General features: G+C 56.4%; 10 protein-coding genes. 2 read left to right on the top strand and 8 right to left on the bottom strand.

Annotation, left to right across the window (positions count from 1 at the left end):
* Positions 1-45: 45 nt before the first annotated feature.
* The 3 genes from J3U88_RS05910 to J3U88_RS05900 form a co-directional block, all read right to left on the bottom strand.
* Positions 46-2052, bottom strand: coding sequence for a hypothetical protein (locus tag J3U88_RS05910; RefSeq protein WP_207857526.1), 2007 nt, complete (start codon positions 2050-2052; stop codon positions 46-48).
* A gap of 5 nt (positions 2053-2057) precedes the next feature.
* The gene (locus J3U88_RS05905; protein WP_207857525.1) at positions 2058-2912 is read right to left on the bottom strand and encodes an N-acetylneuraminate synthase family protein; all 855 of its coding nucleotides are present in this window, start codon (positions 2910-2912) and stop codon (positions 2058-2060) included.
* A gap of 135 nt (positions 2913-3047) precedes the next feature.
* Positions 3048-4082, bottom strand: a complete 1035-nt coding sequence (locus J3U88_RS05900) for a class I SAM-dependent methyltransferase (RefSeq protein ID WP_207857524.1) — start codon at positions 4080-4082, stop codon at positions 3048-3050.
* Between the two features lie 171 nt (positions 4083-4253).
* Here J3U88_RS05900 and J3U88_RS05895 point away from each other — a divergent pair, with 171 nt between their 5' ends.
* On the top strand, positions 4254-5492 hold the full coding sequence (locus J3U88_RS05895; protein WP_207857523.1) for a class I SAM-dependent methyltransferase: 1239 nt from the start codon (positions 4254-4256) through the stop codon (positions 5490-5492).
* Between the two features lie 15 nt (positions 5493-5507).
* A complete protein-coding gene (locus tag J3U88_RS05890) occupies positions 5508-7115 on the top strand; it encodes a hypothetical protein (protein WP_207857522.1) in 1608 nt (535 codons plus the stop codon).
* Positions 7116-7210: 95 nt separating this feature from the next.
* On the opposite strand, the gene J3U88_RS05885 is transcribed toward J3U88_RS05890, so the two are convergent.
* The 5 genes from J3U88_RS05885 to J3U88_RS05865 all read right to left on the bottom strand — a co-directional run bounded on the left by J3U88_RS05885 (position 7211) and on the right by J3U88_RS05865 (position 18209).
* On the bottom strand, positions 7211-7564 hold the full coding sequence (locus J3U88_RS05885) for a hypothetical protein (protein WP_207857521.1): 354 nt from the start codon (positions 7562-7564) through the stop codon (positions 7211-7213).
* A 533-nt stretch (positions 7565-8097) separates the two neighbouring features.
* Positions 8098-8358: a hypothetical protein gene (locus J3U88_RS05880; RefSeq protein ID WP_207857520.1), complete on the bottom strand. Its 261-nt coding sequence runs from the start codon at positions 8356-8358 to the stop codon at positions 8098-8100.
* A gap of 65 nt (positions 8359-8423) precedes the next feature.
* A complete protein-coding gene (locus J3U88_RS05875) occupies positions 8424-13940 on the bottom strand; it encodes a polymorphic toxin-type HINT domain-containing protein (RefSeq protein WP_207857519.1) in 5517 nt (1838 codons plus the stop codon).
* 4 nt (positions 13941-13944) lie between these two features.
* Positions 13945-15132 (bottom strand): hypothetical protein, encoded by a 1188-nt coding sequence (locus tag J3U88_RS05870; RefSeq protein WP_207857517.1) that lies wholly within the window; start codon positions 15130-15132, stop codon positions 13945-13947.
* On the bottom strand, positions 15129-18209 hold the full coding sequence (locus tag J3U88_RS05865) for a YVTN family beta-propeller repeat protein (protein ID WP_207857515.1): 3081 nt from the start codon (positions 18207-18209) through the stop codon (positions 15129-15131). The genes J3U88_RS05870 and J3U88_RS05865 overlap by 4 nt, the downstream gene beginning before the upstream one ends.
* Positions 18210-19162 lie beyond the last annotated feature (953 nt).

Genomic DNA, 19162 nt, shown 5'->3' with positions numbered 1-19162 from the left:
CATCGGTCATTCACAAAAAGGCTGGGATCAACCACAAAAACCCGTTTATTGTAGCGCATTTAAAAAAGACTGATAGGGCCGAAGTACAAAGTTAATATTGGGCAAAACCCCACCAGTCTTGCGGGTTTCATCCCACTCGGCCATGGAAAAAATGATGCGGGTCAAATGACCCGGCGCGTGGGGCGTATGGCGAATCATGGGGAACACGGCGGCCTGGCCGGGACACCAGGAGATGCAAACACCGCGGTTTTGATCGCCAACGGCCAGAACCCCCTTCGTTGCACCAAGGCCTCCGGAACAGGACACAACCGAGCTAAGCGCCTGGCTTTGGTCCACTTCTCTATCCAGAATAAAGGTTTCCGGCAGCGCGCCTCCCTGGTGACACTGGAGTTGCAACGGGCCGGCATAGGTTTCGGGGACCAGGGTGAAATGACCCAAACGCATGGTGCCGTCGGGAATCGACCATTCCGGGAATGAATAGCTCAAGGTTATCTCGGGTTGGGCCAAGTTCAGCCGGTACCGCTTAATCATCGCCCCCAGATCCGTGCGAATTTCGGCTTCCACCACCAGGAACGGGTCCGGGCCGGCTTGGTCCAGGTAGAACTTGGGCCGCACGCGGTTGAGATCGGTGATGCGTCGCTTCCCGGTGGGTTCAATCACCAGGTGGCCGGTGAAAAAGTCGGCACCCAAATCAATCCCATCAAAATACCCATGCGCCAAGGTGCCCAACAAGGGCTGAAAATCGTGCCCGGCAAACCCCAAGGCCTGTAGCGCCAAACCTCGGCGCAGATTGAAGATCACGCGAAGATGGTCGGTTTCGAGGGACAGGAAAAAATGTTCGCAGTCCACCGATTCGCGTACGCCGTAATCCGCCAGGCGATCCACAGCCACCGGCGCCATGGTGGGAAAGGGTTCTTCCTGGGTGAACACGGGGTTCCCACCCAGTTGGTGCAACAGAATCGACAGTTTCGCTTTGGCTTGGCTAAGCCGTTTTTGCAGGATGTGGGTGCGCAAGTCGCTCGACCACAACAGGCACAACGCACGCATCAGCTCGGGCGAAGCGGTCTCATCGGCGGCCAAAAGGTCGGCGGCGCGGTGGCACAAGGTGTTCATATGCAGATCGGAATGGCCGGTGACCGACCAACGCGCCACATTGTACTTAGGTTGTTTCTTCACCAAGATCGGGTGGGCGGCGGTCTGTAGCGCAAACGTCGGGCCGGGCGGTTCCTCGGGAACGAGCAGGGCTTGCGACGGCAGACACCAGTCGAGGCGGTAACCCTTAAGGAAATCGGTAAAAAGAAAGGAGATTCGGTCCCATTCGTCAGGCGGCGCCGCCTCGGTTTCGTAGCTGTAGCGTTTGGGCCGAAACCCAAAAATCTCTGCATCGCTGCTGTACAGCGGCAAAGCGGCCGGCGCACGCGCCAGGCGGCGTTCCAAATATTCGCGGTAATCAACGGACGTAATATCGCGATGGACCCAGCGCTGACATTTTTGGAACAGGATCGAATCGGACCAAAGCACGGGCAGGCAGGCGCCCCCCGGTCCCTGCACAACCCAAGGTCCGTGCTCCGGCAAAGTGGGCAGCGCCAGTCGCGCGTTGTCCCAATCAATGATCAGCCCTTCGAAACCCACTTCGTGGTAGAGGTCCACCAAGCCGGACGAATAGGTCATCTCATTCACCATAGCGATGCGCGGTCGTCGTCCCAACACCCGTTCGTAATCCGCCATGCCCAAGGCGAGGTTGGCGCGATTCACCGAGGCCGGCACCAACGGACCGATTAATTGGATGAGGCCGCTCCCGATGAGTTCGCAGGCACCGCGATCAAGTAATGCCCGAAAACGGACCACCCAATCGGGATCGAATTGCTGAATCTGGGCCAGGGTCCAAGAAGACATTTCAATGCCGACCGGTATTTTGTGGGTTTCCACCAAATCCAAAAGCGGGCGATAACAACGTTCGATCACGGTTGGGCGCAATTCCATCGCCAAGGCGGAAAAAGCCAAATTCAAGTGGAATACCGCATAAGCTTTGGTGGCTTGGGCCTCAGGCATCAGACTTAACGCTCACTTTTCAAGGGTCTCAGGCCGTCGCTTGGATCGGCGCGCCAATTGCGGTCCGGCTGCTCTGCAGGGTTGGGTTGTTTGATACCGTCGCCGTCGGCGGCGGCACCCAGGGTGGCGGCTTGAATCACCGGCCGGATCTCTTCCGGCAACCAGCAATGGCCGGTTTGGTACTCGGCGCCCTCGCGGTCTAGGTCGAGATGGAATTCGACAAGATGCGCCTGCCAGCGGTGGACGGCGCGTATCACCACGCCGGGGTGATGGGAGTGATCGGACCAGCCGACGTTGCAAACAAAGGCCTTGCGCATGGTTTCGATGGCGGCGAGGTTGCAGTGTTCGGGCGGCGCGGGATAGGCGGAACTACAGTGCAGCAAACTCCAGTCCTTGCAATCGGTTTGGCGCAGGACGGAGACCGCGTGACCGACCTCGGTCATATCGGCCATCCCGGTGGAGAGCACCACGGGTTTGCCGGAGCCGCCGCAGGCCCGCAACAATGCGTCCCAGAGGAGTTCGTAGGACGCAATTTTGTAGAGATCGACATGGGGCTTCAAAATCTCCACCGCATGCAAATCAAAAGGCGTGCAACAGAATTGGATCCCTTTGAGCCGACAACGCACGGCAAGCTCGGGAATAAATGCGGCCGGTAGTTCCCAAGCTTTACGGCGCCGGTGCGCCTCGGAGCGCGCCAGAACCTCGGGCGAAAATAGCTGTTCGATGCGAAACAGTTGAAACTTAACCGCATAACAACCCAAGTCGGCGGCGCAATCGATAAAGGCCCGACAGCGGTCTAAATCTTGGTTGTGATTGCTGGAGACCTCGGCAATGAATCGGGGCGCAACGGCGGTGTTCATCGAGGACATAACTCCTTGAACGGGTTCAATCAATTAAGGGGTATTTGGAAATTTTAACCCGAAACCTACGCGGGCAGATATTGAAAATGTCGCGACGGCGCCTGAATAAGCGATTCCCCTAAACCCTGCTGTCGCTCATTCTCGCAGAATATCGCTTAACTTAATTAAGGCGGTCACGTCCTGATCGAAATGCCCGCGCAGCTCGGCTTCGATCTCGGCCTCGTAGTCCAGCGAGGCAATCAGCACCGCGGTCGGTCCCAGAGAACGCAGAATTTCCGGCGCGTAAACGGGGATCCCGTCCAGCGAGGAGCCCTGCTTGCTGGGATCGCGATCAATCACGGCTTTGATATGAAACGCGCGCAGGTGGGGCAGGATCAACTCTCGGGTCATGCCGCCCGCGCCCCAAATGACCAAGCTCTCAATTCCTTCAGGTAGGCGCGGTTGCCAGCGGTCCGGTCGCAACATCGGGCGCTGGTAGAGCTGCGCCAACACGCGCAAGCTGTCGGGGTAACGCACGCTTTCCCAGGCATTCGAGGCAATGTGCACCACTTCAAAACCGTGTTGGGCCAGCAGTCGGGAGAGCGAGGCGGTGTTGAACATGTGGAAATGGCCGGGGTTCAGGTCCATATCGACCCAGGGGTGACCGGACCGGTTGGGTACTTCAATAAACAACCAACCATTGGGTTCCATCAGTTGCTTAAACAGGGCCAGGCAGTGGTTGGGATCTTCCAGGTGTTCCAAGACGTGGCTGGCGATGATTAAATCGTAGCCTTCTGAAAGCGCCTCCATCTCCTGCCAGCTCCGATAAACCCGTTCCAAACGCCCCTCGGCGTCGACGGCGTTGGGCGAGACTTCCAATCCCTCGTAGCGTTTAATCGAAGGCTGCATTGCTTTGAGGTAGGCCGCGAAGGACCCGTCGGCACAGCCCAACTCAAACACGTGGAACACCTCTTTCAAGGCGGGTTTGAGGAAACGGTATTGGTCGGCCAAGCGCGGGGCCGTATAGGTTGGGGCCAGGTAGCGGTTTTGGTAGGGCAGGGGCTGCCAATCGTGACGGCTGAGATGAAAACAGGTTTTGCAGAACAGAAACTGTTGGTTTTGTTCGGTGACGGGATCGGTGGCCCTCGAACTGCAAACAGGGCAGACCAAAGAAATGGGTTGGCTCGCCATCACCCTACCTCCCGCGAAAAGTTGAAAAAATATGATAGCGTCTCCGGGGAAGGGCGAACAACGCTAAATCAAACGAATGAAGCAACAAAGCGGCACGATTCCGCAAAAAGGCACAAGCATCACGGCAAAATGCCGATAGAGCCCACAACCCGCCATCACCCAGGAGCTGTTTTGAGCGAACTTTTATTTGCGCATGCCGATACAAACACACCCCTGCCGCGGGACCCGGCCTACCTCGCGGATCGGCCCTGCCCGGTTTGCGGCGAACAGGCGGCGTCCCCCGCCCCCCAATTATGCTTGCCCGATTTCCAGTTTTTCGGGGACCACCCCCACCTCGCCAAACGGGTCGACCTGCACCAGGTCCAGTGCCGCCGTTGCTTCGCGCTGTACATGAACCCCTGCTACACCCCGCGCGGGTTCGCGGTTTTGTTCGCCGACGCGGGCCGCTCCTACGGCGCAACCGACCTGCGCCCCGGCGAGCAAGTGGCGTGGCTACAGAACTTTGGCTTGCTCAAACAGGACCACACGCTGTTGGATGTCGGCTGTGGCGCGGGTGGCTTTATCGCCGCCGTTCCCCCATCGGTCCGCTGTCTCGGTGTCGACATCGACCAAGCCTCTATTGACGCGGCACGGGAGCGAGTGACCGCGCCGCAACGCCGGTTTTGGGTGGCTGATTTTGAGCAATTCACCGTCGAAGAGCGGGTCGACGTGATCACCATGTTCCACGTACTCGAACATTTGCCCAACCCCATCCGCGTTTTGCAAAATTTGGGCAACCGCGCCCAAAAGGAAACCCGCCTGGTGGTCGAGGTTCCGGTCCTCGAGAAGGCCAAAACCAACGACATCAACGGATACCTCACGCCCTCGCACCTAACCCACTTCAGCACCGCCTCGCTGCGGCAGGTGGTGGAGCAGGCGGGCTGGCGCATCGAAGCGGAGGAGGCGCAAGCGGGTTACAACGGCTACCGCATCATCGCGGTCCCCGGTCCAGTCCAGACCGAAGCCAAAGGCGATCCCAACGACCACGGCCTGCTTCTCGATTACCTTTCCGATTGGCGCGGGCAACTGCACCAAATCCACCAACGCCTGCAAAACCGGCTGACGGCCCATGAAATCATCCTGCGCGGCGGCGGTTTGCACACCGAAATGCTGTACCAACTGACCACCCTTTTCCACGCCGATCCCCAACGTCGTTACCACATCGTGGACGGCGATCCCCGCAAACAAGGACAGCGCTGGCGCGGCATTCCCATCAGCGGCCCGCAAGCACTGGCCGAGCTGGACCGGCCGGACCGCCAAATCGTGATCAGCAGCTACGGCCACCAGGACGCAATGGTCGCGGAAGCCCAAGCCCTGGGCATACCGGACGACCGCATCATTCGCTTGTACGACCACGTCCGCCGTTATTAATTGGGGAGCCGACCCTTGCCCAAAAGCCCACACCACGTTTCCCGTTTCCCCGAATCGCCCTGGACCCTGATTCCCGAGGCACGTTTGCAGGATTGGCCGCAACAGGCGGCGGCCGAGGCCGAGCGGGTCACCGCCAATTTCGCCCATCCCCGCGATCCCGACTGTGTGAAACGCTTCCTGCGCGCGGCCGCGCCGCGGGGACGTTGGCTGATCCACGGCGCCGGCAGCCACACCCGCGACCTGCTCCCCTTGCTCCAACAAGCACCTGACTTTAAACCGGTTGGCATCATCGACCGGCTGGGCGACCAAATCGAATCGCGTTTCGGGATGCCCGTGTTCACCCCGCGCCAAGCCCGCGATCAAAACGCGGACGGCGTGTTGCTGTCACATACCTGTCGCGAATGGGACATGGCCGTCACGCTCGCGGAGGCCGGCTTCCCAGCCGAGCGCATCCACGCGCTTTACCGCCACCCGGATTACGCCGCGGCCTGCGCGCCTTGGTACGCCGATCTAGAGCAACGCATCCCCGCCGGCATCGAAAACCTAATCATTCGCTGCGGCCGCTCCACCGTTATCGATGACGCCCATCTGGCCCGTTGCTTCAACCCCGACACCACCCTTTCCGTCTTCGCGGGGCGCCGCGATTACTTCGAACCGGCCACCCGCTTCCCCCAAATCAATGTCGCCCAATCGCTGCAAGCCGTGTTCACCATCATCCGCCGGACCGGCGCCAAAACCATCTACCTCAGCACGGGCTGGTTCAACAACGAACTGGCGCTCGCCCTTTACCAGCAGTTCCCGGACCGCCGCATCATCCACGAAATCTTCGACTGGAACGTCTTGTTCCCAAGCGACACCACGGTCGCGGCCTTCGGCCACCACCCCGGCACCATCCAGCGCAACCTGTTGGGCGAATACGTCAGCCTGCAACGGGCGGCGGCGGTGGTCAGTAAACGCGACGGTCCCTACTGGGCGCGGGTCGTCTCGGCGGGGCCCCGTCCTTACCTTGCCTTTCACGCGGGTTTTTTGGAAAACACGCCGACCCACACCCCGCGTAGCGCGGACGGGACCCACCTCATTTACGGCGGCATCCTCCCCGACCCCGAGTTCCTGGCCAACTACCAAATCGACTACGATTTCCTGCCGCTCTTCGAAACCCTGGCCACAAAACCGAACCTCAGCATCTCGCTGTTTAATTCGCTGGACGACGGCGACCCCCGTTTCCACCCCTACCACGAACGTTTTGCCGCGGGCGCCTTGCGCTACCACGCCCGCCTACCCTACGCCCAGTTCCTGGAACACGCGGCCCGGGGCGACTACGGCTGGCAGGCCGTCATCCACCGCAAGGAATTCGCGCCGGACCAAATCTGCGTGTTGCCCAGCCGCGCCATCGGGTACCTCGCCGCGGGATTGCCCCTGATCCTCGATTCGGGCTGGCACTTCCTCGCCGAGCTGGTGAACCGATTCGACGCGGGCCTGATCCTCGACGATTTCCGGCCGGATGCGGTTCTCGCGCGGATCAAGGGCGCCCCCCACGCACATCACCGGGCGGGCGCGGCCCGGCTCTACCAATGGATCGGGCAACACAACGAAAAAACATTGGCCCAGCTCCATTTCGCGTAAGCGTGGCAGATTGGTTTTACCAAGGGGCCGGGGTTGGCTTTCCGCAATATTTTCCAGCTCCAAGAATAAGATTAGACTCGCCTACAAGCGGTTTCTCAAAGAACAGTACATCCTTGTGATGTTTCGGGATGTGCATCTGCCAATGCCTGAAGTTCCTGGATCAGACGAGAAGGTTCTTCGCCATAAGCACTTTTACTTACCTCAGAGGCGAGGAACTCATCACACTGCCAACTTAAGAACCGCAAATCACTTTTGGTTATTTGGTCCTTTTCGCACAGCAACAGATGGGGGATATGATGGGTAAAACGTAGTATGTCAAACACATCTTGAGCAATCGCCTTGTTTTTCTTCGCCTGAAAAACAGAACCGCGGTTAAGATGAGCAAGCAGGTTTCTTGCCGCGGGCAATAGGCTTCTCAATAACTGAATGTAAATTTCTTTCTTGGTCACGACTTCTCCAAAAAGTGAGAGGTACAAGCAGTCTCATTGTAAAATTTAACTGCCTGGTTTGATGTTAAGCACTCAGGTAACCTGATTCTCTTCAAGATCGCTTGAAATTTGACATCCGGGAAAGCGTAGAAATCCTTCATGTTAAAAAATCACCTACCCCTTCTAAGAAAATCAAGGCTTGCATTTTTTTCTCAAGCTTACGATTTAATCATAGAGCCTTAGCTCGACGCGAGGCTAAAAGCCCCCGCATCTAACTAATCCTTGCGAGAGGCCCTTCCATCCGGTAGGGACCACTTATTAAAGTATAACTTTCACAGACACTATCCCGATTTTCTTTTTTCCTTCGAAACAGAAAGCAGAACCTACCTGCTTTAAACAACCCTTATTCGAAACATCGGAAATTGCGGTGACCTTGATGCTTTTTCAAAGAACAGCCTTCTAACTTTCTTGATTTAAGATATTTAGCGGCCGCCACGATCTTTTTCACGGCGGCCGCTTATCAGACAAAAAGCAAATTGCGTCAGGGTTTAGACTTAGTCAAGGAGCCTAAAGCAGACAGTAGGTACAGGGCTATCTAATCCATAAATCTGAATCTCTTTGATTTTCCAACCATGTTTAGAGTTAGGCTTTGTTATTTCAAGATCAAACAGTTCAATATTGTCTGATACTTCGTCAACCAAAGATAAAATTTGATTTTCCACCAGCTTCTCCATTTCCAAGAATAACGCCACCAAGTCCTTTGGAAATCGATTAACAATTAAGTTGCCATGCCACCAAGAATTCTTGAATTCCATTACTAAGACTTCTCCTATTGGCTCTTTAGTATTGTTTAGAATAGTAATAGTTTCATTTATCACGGTCAATTCCCTTTTGAGTCTTTGAATGCGTTAGAAAGTTTTTCAAGATTGGCATCCGAAAAACCATCCACGCCCTCTGGATGAGTAATTCTGTTATGGTTTGGAAACTTTTTCGTTGGATCTTTCATGACACTAAATCCTGCTTCTTGAATTTTTTCAGCACTTGAAGATCCTACAGTTTCACTCGCTTCATGAAGTTTAGTTGCTTTCGGAAAGGCCGATCTCATTTGCTCGGCGGCTTCTTGGGGTGAATCTGATTTTAAAACAGAAATTCCCGGAGGGCTCAAGTTTTTCTCGGCTTCCTTGAGTCTCAAATTGTCAACACTTGAGCCTCCAATACGTTGAATGTCATCACAGGAATTATGCACCCAGAATCCAAAAGCACCGACGAAATACGTATGAAAGTTACGAACTTCGAAATTATAAACCCCCTTCTCCACTGATTTGGTTCGATTTACTTGAACTTCAGTCCAACCCAACCGGGTCCACACTTTTTGACCCCGAACGAGATCACCAGCGGAAACCCACAACCCAGGCTCTGCCCAGAAGGGGTGTTCCGCCGTTGCCTGAATTTCGAAGAGCGATCCGTCAGCATCGATAAAGCTCAGCACTCGCAGTGAGTCCGTTTCACGTTGAAATACGCGTATCACTTGTTGCCAGTCTTCTATCCCAGTCTGATCGTCACGACTCCAAACCCAATCGCCGACCTCGATTTCCTCAATCGGAATGAGTCCGTTCTCCGCTAAAACCAAGGTCCCGACCGGGAAACACTCGGATTTCGAGGGTTGGTTCCTGGGGCCTTTTTTCGGGGCACCTTTGGGTTTCCGCGAAGGAATTGGCAAGGGGATCACTTCGTCGGTTAGGTTATCGATCATTTGCTTTTTGAACTCATTTCCTACGACCCTAACGACGGAGCCACCGAGTTTGGCTGTCGCGCGTAATGCGCCGCCACCGAAGGCCCCCGCGACCGCGCTTCCGCCAACACTGGCCCAGGAGACCTTGTCAAAATCTCCGCCATTGAGAATGAGTTGGGAGGCTAAATCTGCGCCGCCGCCGACTAAGGCTCCGGCGACGTGCCATACAGCTTCACCATCAGGATCGACACCCAAGGTTGGGCTGTTGTCGACATAGGTGTAAAGGTTGAGTTGGCCGGGATCCGCTAAACGGCCCAAGGTAATGGTGATAGGGTCTGGTTGCAGAAAACGGCCGTAACGGTTCGAGTAACTCCGCGCCTTCATCCAGGTGAGATCGGAATCGGCCAAACCTTGGTGACCGGTGAAGCCACGTCCAACCGGAACGCATTCCATGTCGGATGTCCACTTCTGCCCAAAGGCCGCAAAGCTCTGGAACCCAGCCAGGGAGCCGGAATCGTCGGTGTAATCGGTGGGCGAGCCCAGGTAATCCGCGTGGAACCACACGCGTTCGTGGCAACTGGAGCCTTCAGATTCATAAATATCTGACGCGACGGGTTTACCACCGAAATAATAGGTTTCTTTCGTCAGGGTCAGCGAGGAACCATCGAACCGGTACTCGGCAATGGGATCACCGGAATCATTGAAAAGCGTGAACTTCTTCGCCGAATCGCCGTCGCGCCATTCCAGAATGCGGTTGCTTTCGGGGCCGTAGGCCAAGCGTTCGTTGTCCCCAAAGCCCACAAGTTGGCTCCAGGTGTTGTATTGGTAGCGCTTACCGTCAGGCGTTTGCGTGACATTGCCGTCGTCGGTGTATTCCCAGCCGACCAAGCGATTGGTTACCGGCTCCTCCGGCGTCGCGAATGGTGCCACGTTAATGCCTTGTTTGGCGGCATCGAGCAAGGTGACCTTTCCGTCTCCGTCTAAGTCGCGTGCAAACTCAGCTTCACCATCCTCGACCGAACCAAACGCGAAGCCATGCAGATCGGCTATGCTGATTTCGCCGTCTTCATTGAAGTCAGCCGTCACGGGGTACTGCATCGGCGTGTTTTCGCCGTTGCCGCCATAGGCCAGCAGGTTGTTGTCGACGTCGTAATAAAACTCATCGAACTGACTATGCCCGCTTTGTTGATCGCGGTAATCGGCGCGAACAAGACGGGATAACGCGTCATAACGATATTCCGCCACCTGGCTGGGGACACTGCCTTCGCCGGAAAAAGACGCGTGTGTGGTTACGCGGCCGAGGATGTCGAAGGTTCGCTCCTTGCGGATCACACGGGCGCCATCCAGCCAGGTTTGACGGACTTCTTCGGCGAAGGGACGGCCGTAAGGACCGAAGAAACGATCTTCCCGCGTTTGGTTACCCAAGTTCCAGGCACGAGGCACCGGGTTTGGCGATTGGCCGAGGCCCGGCGCGTATTCAAGATCTTCGACCAGGGGGCCGGCACCAAAGCCGGTTGCAACCGTCGCGCCACGAAGGTGTTTCCCTTCGTCAAAGGTCTGCGTGACACGGGAACCGGACGGGTATTCCATCCACTCCAAGTGGCCCTCGTCGGTGTATCCGTAGCGCGTGATTAACGGGCCGCCACTGTACTGTCGCAGTTGGAACCGACGTGCCTCAAGCCGGTTTGCATCATCGTAATCAAACACGATGTCGGCTTCTTCATTGTGGATCGACACCAAGTTCTCGTGATCGTATTCCCACCGGATGAAGGGCGCGTTTGAGACCGGAGAATCAGCGGTTTGGTGCTTGATCCGTCCCCGACCGTCGTAGCTGAAGCGGTGAACTTTATAAGGGTTGTTACGCTGTTCGGGATCGGCAAAAAACCGCGTGATACGCACATCGCCCGTGCTGTCGTATTCAAGCGTTTGCAGCCCTGTTTCGGGGTGAACCTCTTCCAGCAAACGACCTAAGCCGCTGTATTTTCGGGTTCGAACCGCGGTGCCGTGCGCTACCCGGACCACCCGTCCAAAGGCGTCGGTTTCGATGTCGGTTTGATTGCCCGCTTGATCGACAAACAGCAAGGGGAAACCGCCGCCGTCATCGGCCTTGTAGGTTGAACCACCCCGCGCGTCCGTGTGAAGCACACTCGTGCCGGACAGGTAACGCCATCGTTGAATTTCCTCCCGGTCGTCACGCTCCCGCTTCAGCTCGGTGACCCGACCAATTTCATCAAAACGCCAGGTTTCGACGCCGCCGTTGGGATGGGTGAGTTCGACCAAACGATCTAATTCATCATAGACATAAGTAAATTGTGCCGAGGGAATTTCACTCTTGCGGTGGTCCGTCTTGCGACCATACACATCGAAAGAGATCTCTTCCCAGGGCCCCTGGCCAATCTGGCGGCGCACGACACCACCGTTTCCGATGCTGTATTGGGTTTCGGTGGGCACCATGAGCGGGTAGCGTTCAAAGCGGATGCGGCCGGTGCGGTCGTATTCAAAGGTCGTTTCTTGGCCCAAGCTGTTGCGCCAGGCAATCATGTTGCCGAACAGGTCGTAGTCCGCCGTTCGGAGCGTGATCCATTGGCCTTCAACCAAGTTCTCTACCTGCCACGCTAAACCGGCGCGGTAGTTCACGCGCATGTCGTCGCGGTTGGGTTCTGAAACCGTGACCCGGAAGTTGCGGTATTCCGGCGTGGTGATCACGGTGTGCTCTTGGTCGGTTACCCTGTCGCGGGCGGTGCTTGTGGTTTGATCGCCGAAGTCGTTGTATTCCCGAATGAGGACGGTGGCCGGCGTGTCTGCTTCCGCTTTTTTGGTTGGAAGAATCACGGTGTCAACGGAGGGGTTCCGCCCGTTGTGAAACAACCGGTCCTCTTCCACCAAAAACACTTGGTTGTGGGTTTTCTGGGCGTCGGTTGTTGCATAAACCAATTCACGTCGGGTGACATGGTTATTTTCAGGCGCCTTTTGGTTGAAACGTTTGGTCAAAACTTCCTTGGGCCGCGCGTAAGGGTCGTCAAGCCACATGAGCACCGCGCCTTTCGGCAGTTCCGTCTCGCCGCGCTCCTCGAACCGGTAAGACGTCTCGTTGAGGATCAGCGGGTTTGGACCGTCGCCAACGCCCGGGAATTCATCCTTGGGGTGGAACCCGTCCGCCGATTTGGCCGAGAGGAACGCGTGGGGTTGTTTACCGTCCTCCGGGTGGGCCGCGTGGGTGAAATAAAGGGACGCCAGTCGTCCGTCCTCGGTCAACCCGCTTGCGATTTGATATTGCCCGCCGGTGATGGGTTCAAGGTTCCAGTATTCGCGGTGGTAATCAATCGAACGGATCAGTCGCCCGGCATCGTGCGCCCAGGTGGTCAGCGTTTGGTCGTCTACGATGTCCCCGCTGTAGGTGTTGAAATGGTACTGCTGCTTGGTGTTCTCGGGTCCCGTGACCGTCGTCAACAGCATCACGTCGGTGGCAACGTAGAACTGACGTTCCTGGTCGTAGCGATCAACTTGCGGGTGTTGGTAGTCATAGTTCCAAACCTGATCACCGCGCCGCCATCGCGAGATCACCCGTGTGTTGTATTCACCGGTGGGCGATAGAAAGTGGTAATAGGTCTCATCGCCGTATTCATAGGTGTATTCCCCACCCATCGGCGTGGTGATCTTGTCCAGTTCCGCGTAGCGGTTCCCGGTCTGGGAGCCGTAATCGTATGCGGTCGTCTCGTTTTCACTGTTGGTGAAACTTGTTAAACAGTTGCGCTCGTCAGGATCTTGCGGATTGCCGCCGCACCGCGAGACTTGGTAGCGCAGGCTGCGATTGCCCGCGCGGATTTCTTGCAGCACCCCATTGGACAAAGAAACCATGACTTGATTTTGGCTTTCGGGCGCGGGCCGGTGGGTAATTCGAATGAAACCCGGTTCATAGGCGAAACGGATGTCCGTCGACGGCGACTTGGGGTGCCAGATGCGCGTTGTTGCATAGCCGCCCACCGCGTGGTCTACTTTCTCGATTTGAAAAAGCTTGCCGGCGGTATCTTGCACATACCAAATGGGATCGCCCTCGATTTGGCTGGGTTCCGTCCATGCACGCCAAAAGTTTTTCGACATGTAGGGCTGAATTTGGTCGCCGGTAATCGGGGAAGCGAAGCGGTAATCGTGGGTCGGGTTACCGGCCGGATCGGTTCCGGTCCCATCGGTGGCCAAGTACATGCGCTGAATGGGGTAACCGGAAAGCTGGAAAACGACCGTGGGTTCGGTAACGGTCAAAATGCCCCAGTTGAGGGACCAACCGACGCCAACCCACGAATCCGGCGCGCGAACACGCTGATCATCCGCGCGGGGTACATACACCTTGCCGTTGAAGTCGCGGTTCACTTCCAGGTTGACACCGTAGGGACCGGGCATGAAGAGGTCTTGGGCTTGGATGACCAGGCCGCCGCTGTAAAGGTCCACGCTCGCATTGGGTGAAGCGCCGTCGAAGGCGCGTGCCAAATCAAATTCAGGTCGGTCAAGATTGGTTTCAATATCGCCCGGCGCTTTGTGCGCGGCCGGATTGTAAACGCTAAAGGCAGCAACCCTTTGGGAAGGACGCTCTGGATTAGCAGCCCTCTTGGAAGCATGGACCGGCAATAAAACAGCCCAGCACAAAGCCAATAAAATCGATAAACGCATGGTCTTACTCCTGTTCTGATAACGATAGGTCGGTGTGAAGCGGGGTCAGGGTGAAGGGCTGAACGCGCGTGCTTTCGGCTGTCCAAGTGAGTTGGTCCGGCAGGTCGCCTTCACCGGGTTGCGGCGTGAACACCACCAGCATCGCCATGTTCGGCTGATCCAGAACCACCGCATGCCACTTGGGCAAGGCATCCACCGCCGCCAAAAACGGCTCGATGTTTTGTGTATCGCGAGGCGCTTCGATCACCAACCCGTTGGGGTAACCGGCCAGGCTCAAACGAAAGGAACCCTGCTCTGATTTCAAAACCAAAGCCTCGCCTTTCTTGGTTTTTGCAGTCATGGCGGAACGCTCAATAAGCACACGTAGCGACTGGATATCCGACCAATTGGGGTCGCCACCGCTGCAATCGATGTCCGTCAGTTGTTCGTACTCGGCCACGCTCAAAGCGACCAGGCCGCAGCCACGTTGGTTGGTGGCCATGCAGCGGAGCAGCACCGCGAGATCGTCATAGTTGAGGGATTGATCCGAACCGCCGGGAAGGTAGCGTGTCAGGTTGCCCTTGTGCATCGCGCCTTCGTGAATCAGTTGGATCGCTTGGTTGCGTTGCCAGTCGACAGCAACCATCTCGGCACGGTGGTTCAGCACCATGCTGCCGTATTGTGGGTCCATGGCGGTGGGCCGAAGCGAAATCAACCCATTTGCTGAACTGCACGGTGCCTGGCTCAACCCGACCGCCCGAAATCGCATTTCGAACAAAACTTGCGGATCGACCGAGGGCGAAAGATGACTTTGAAAGTCACCGATGACCATCATCGCGCGCCAATGTCCACGGGCGTTATCGATCAGGGTGTCTTGGTATACGCCATCCTGATTGCTCGGCAAAAAAGCGACGACCTCCGTGGATAAGTCGGCCCCGCGTCTCAATGGCGCGGTGCCCTGCACTCTAGGCCCTTCCACGAGGACCCAGTTGGCCGGATAGACGATCTCTACCTGGGCGGCCGAGATGGGCTCCGTGTTATTGGCAACCATCACCTGAATCCAGAATTCACCGTTGCCGGACAGTTCATGAATCCGTATTTCCCGGGCCCGCGGATCATGTCCCGCCAGATTTGGCTTGGGACGTAGGAACAACTCGGTGCCCATGACTTGGCAGCCCAGCAGGGCAAGCAGAAAAAGGGATACGCGTTTCACAGGGAACCTCCGTTGCGAATGTGTTGGAGCAGCGCGCCAAGGTTTGGACGCTGCTTGGACTGTTTGCTCGCAGAGCATTGCGGGCCGTCGTCGGTGAGGTTTCCAATCGCGATATCAAGGTCGGGACGTTGGTCCGCCAAATCCGCGAATTGCGCACAAACCCTTTCCGTCAGCGGGTTTTGGCTAAGATCTAAAAAGATCAAGTTCGGCATCGCGGCGACATCCGGCACGATGCTGAAACGGTTGTTAACCAGGTCGAGATAGCGAAGCGTGTCGAGCTGGAGGTTTTCCGGCATTTGGCTTTGGTCCCAATCGGAAAGACCGAGCCACCAGAGGTGGGCGAGTTCCGTCGTCGGCAAAGCTGCATTCCGGCTGTTCGTGAGTACCAAGATGCGCAGTGCCTCGGGAACCGCGGGCAAGGTCGTCAACTCCGTGTGCGCCAACAACGCCGCAATCAAGGTGCTGGGCATGGCGCCCATCGCCGTCAGCGGGTTGTGCGAAAGATCAAGGATGCGCAGGCCTTCGGGCAGACTGCCGATCTCCGAGAGTTGGTTCCCGGAAAGATTTAGCTCCGCCAAACGTGGCGGTAACGCTCCCACTGCCGTGATCTCGTGGTTGGTAAGGACAAGCCGCTCCAGGTTCGGAAACGTGTCTAATCCGCCAAGGCTTGTCACTCTGTCGGCCGATTCGGGATCGGCGGGAAACTCAAGCACGGACAGGGGTTCGATCTCGGCCGGTGACAACGCCTCGTCGCAGTTGAGGTCATAGAGCGAAACGAGGTGACGTTTCAGGATCGGGTCGGCAATGGCCAACATCTCGCCACTGGAAGCATCCGCTTCGCTGAAATGGATCGCCTTGGGACCCGGCACGGTGGGGAAGGTTGCCAGCGGATTGAAGGTGCGGCCGTCATAGATGAACAGCTCACCGGCACCATTTCGGCCCAGGTCAATCCCGACGTAAACCCGTTCACCGCCCGGTGTAAAAGAGACCAAACTCGGCGCGACCGACAAAGCATGCGAATCGATCAAAGACCATTCGCCGGTCATCGCGTCTGCCCCAAACAGCCGCACTTCACGCGGACTGCTCACCCCAAGGAAAAGTCGGTCCCCGGCGGGATTCAACTGAAAGAGCGTGACCCGCGTAGGAACAATCAGCTCCTGGCGAATCTGCCCCGTGGCAACATCGATGACACTTACGCGACCATCACTGTCATGAAGCACCAGTAGGGTTTCGCCGTCCGCCGCCATTTGAATTTTAGAAGGCCGATAGCTAAATGGAATCGTGCTCACCACCGAGGCAACATTCAGGTCGATCACGCTTAATGAGCGACCGTAATAATTGAGCACGTAAGCAAACGTATCGTTTGCAACCAGCGCACGCGGGGAATCGCCCACGGGAATGTGCGCGATCAAGCTTTGGCCGGCGGCATCGATCAAGGTCACCGTGTCCGATGAACGATTCGCCACCAGGACAAACTGGTCATTGGGCGTCACGGCCATGTCTCGGGGAGCGCTGCCAACACGCACGTCGCACAGCTTCTGTCCCGTCCCGCTATCGAAGAAACGGACTTGCGCGGAATCCATGCCGATGATGCGATTCCCATCACGGGTGCGGACCAGCTTGGTGAGGTAGCTGCCCATGGGTGTTTCGGAAACCTGGCAAAGGGCACCTGCTTCGACGGTGTAAAAGCGTCGACCGCTCTCGGCAAAAAGCAAAGTAGGGTCTTGATGATCCACGAACGCTGCATGAAGCTGATAATCGAAGTGGTGTTGCTGTACGTGAGTGAACTTCTTGGTCGGCAGCGACAACACCAGGTTCTCTTCGTCATTGCCGGTCGAAGAGGTTGTCAAGATGAGATCGCGGCCATCTTGGCTAAGCGCCATGTCGGTGGTCAATGCACCGATAGGAAACCGCAACGTGCGACTGCTATCAGCCTGGTTAAAGCCAATCACGGCATCTTGAAAGCGCGCGTAGATCATGTTGTCAGTTGGGTTGTACAAAGCCTGCTTGAACAGGCGCCAACTGGCATTTCCTCCCACAAAAGTCGCATCGCCGGCAATCCATACCGGCCCGCTCGAAAGCTCAATCAGACGGAGCGAGACCTGCCCAAATGAATCGCCGTGGTACACCATCATTTGATCGCCGGGAAACCATTGGAGTTCCTCAATGAAGGAATTGGCACGATAAGGGCGACTCAGCACTTCGTCGGATTGGGTATCAATGAAATAGACCAGGCCGGTTGGTCGTGTGGACCCGTAGGTATCAAAGATCGCCACCGCCAACCATCGGCCGTCAGGGGAAATCGCCAGGGCACCGGGGTTTTTCTTTACAGGGATCTCGGCAACCACCCTCTGTGTTGCCAGGTCGATCTTGGTCACCGTTGTCCCTGGCATATGCGTCGAGGTACCGAAGTTGCTCAGGTACATGCTGCGCCCATCTTGGGTGAACACCCAATCCCGTGTCGCGGTTGACAGGGTGAGTTGGTTCACCGTGCCCGCGTTGGGATCGATGAAATACAGGTTCCGAGCATTGCGAACGATTAAGGTTGATTGGTCGGGGCTCAGGATCAAGTCACCGGGCTGCGAGAAACGTGGCAAATCCATAAACCGCCACTGATTTTCAACCAACTGGAAAATGAGAAGCTGGGAAGGCCGACCCCAGGGCCCTTCACTCAATGCATACACGGTTGCGCCGTCCGGGTGAAACAACACATCCATACCGGCACCTGAAAGCGACAAGCGGCGCCGGATGCGCAAGGTCGCCCGGTCCAAGAGCAGGAACTGGTGGCGATCCTCGGTCACGACGGCAACGGTTTGACCGTCCGGCGACACATCAACCGCATAGGGCCGAACCGCATTGCGGTCATTGGTTTCCGTTTGGATCAAGGGCTCGAGGGCAAGGGCTTCTTGAAAGCCGTGGATGGTTGTGGGGCCGGACCCGGCAACCGCGACCCGATAAGCGGGATCTTGGGCTGAAAGGTGGATCGACACACATAGGCCGACCCACATTGCGAGTCCGGTACATAAACCGGGACGCAAGAAGGCATAACGATGCCCGAAGGCGAAATCGCAATACATAGATGCTCCTAAAAGGGCGTGTGATTTTTATAAAACTAAAGAAACAAGGACAGTAAAAAAACAGCCGCTCAACCTTTTTAGATGCAGATCAAGTACAGTGTGTTTTTTTTGCAGGACGACCCTTCCTGGTTTCATACAAACCAGCGGGTAAAAAAAATGCGAGGACATCCAGATTTCTGGAGTCAACTCAAGCAAGGTGCCTGGTCAACGTGCTGAAGGACAAACTCCCACAAATGGTGGGAATGCGAAAGGACAAAGGCTTGGTGTCAGTCAGTTTCCGACAAGGACGGAGGCCGGGTTCATCATCGTTCTGGGCGGCAAGGCTTGCTTGCTCGCGCATTAAGATGGTTTCAAAAGTGTGCTCCCAAATCAAAGCGCAATTCAGTCGAAAAACCGGTGAACAAACATGAACATTTTGGTGTAAAAACAGAGATGGTCCAGCAAGTAATCGTCAATACTGAATAGCATCAAGACCTGTAGCCCGTTTTTCCCTAAGAGGCGGGATAAGAGCGAGGGATTTTGGCTAAAGATCTGGAGCGAAATGGTTTGGAAAAAGCGGACCGGGGTCGCGCCCGACCGCACCCGGTGGGTGCGGTGAGCATTTTTACAGGCCGTTGTAGCCCAGAGGTTTGGCTAAAATCACCGCGACTTATCGCGCTTCTTAGGTTTTCGGCACATGAGGGGTGCCGCTTGCTGAAGTACCAACCAGATGGCGGAATTCAACCTAAGAAGCGCGATAAGAGCGAGGGATTTTGGCTAAAGATCTGGAGCGAAATGGTTTGGGAAAAGCGGAAGCGCACCCATTGGGTGCGGTGAGCATTTTCACAGACCGTTGCAGCCCAGAGGTTTAGCCAAAATCGCCGCGAGTTATCGCGCTTCTTAGGTTCAAGTTCCGAGTGTGTCTTCAGAGTTCCCTCTGAGCGAGAAACCATCACCATACAGATTTTCGACCA

The organism is Acanthopleuribacter pedis, from assembly GCF_017377855.1.
Taxonomy (GTDB): Bacteria; Acidobacteriota; Holophagae; order Acanthopleuribacterales; family Acanthopleuribacteraceae; genus Acanthopleuribacter; species Acanthopleuribacter pedis.
Note: the sequence above shows the minus strand (reverse complement) of the source record. Positions and strands in the feature narration are given on the sequence as shown.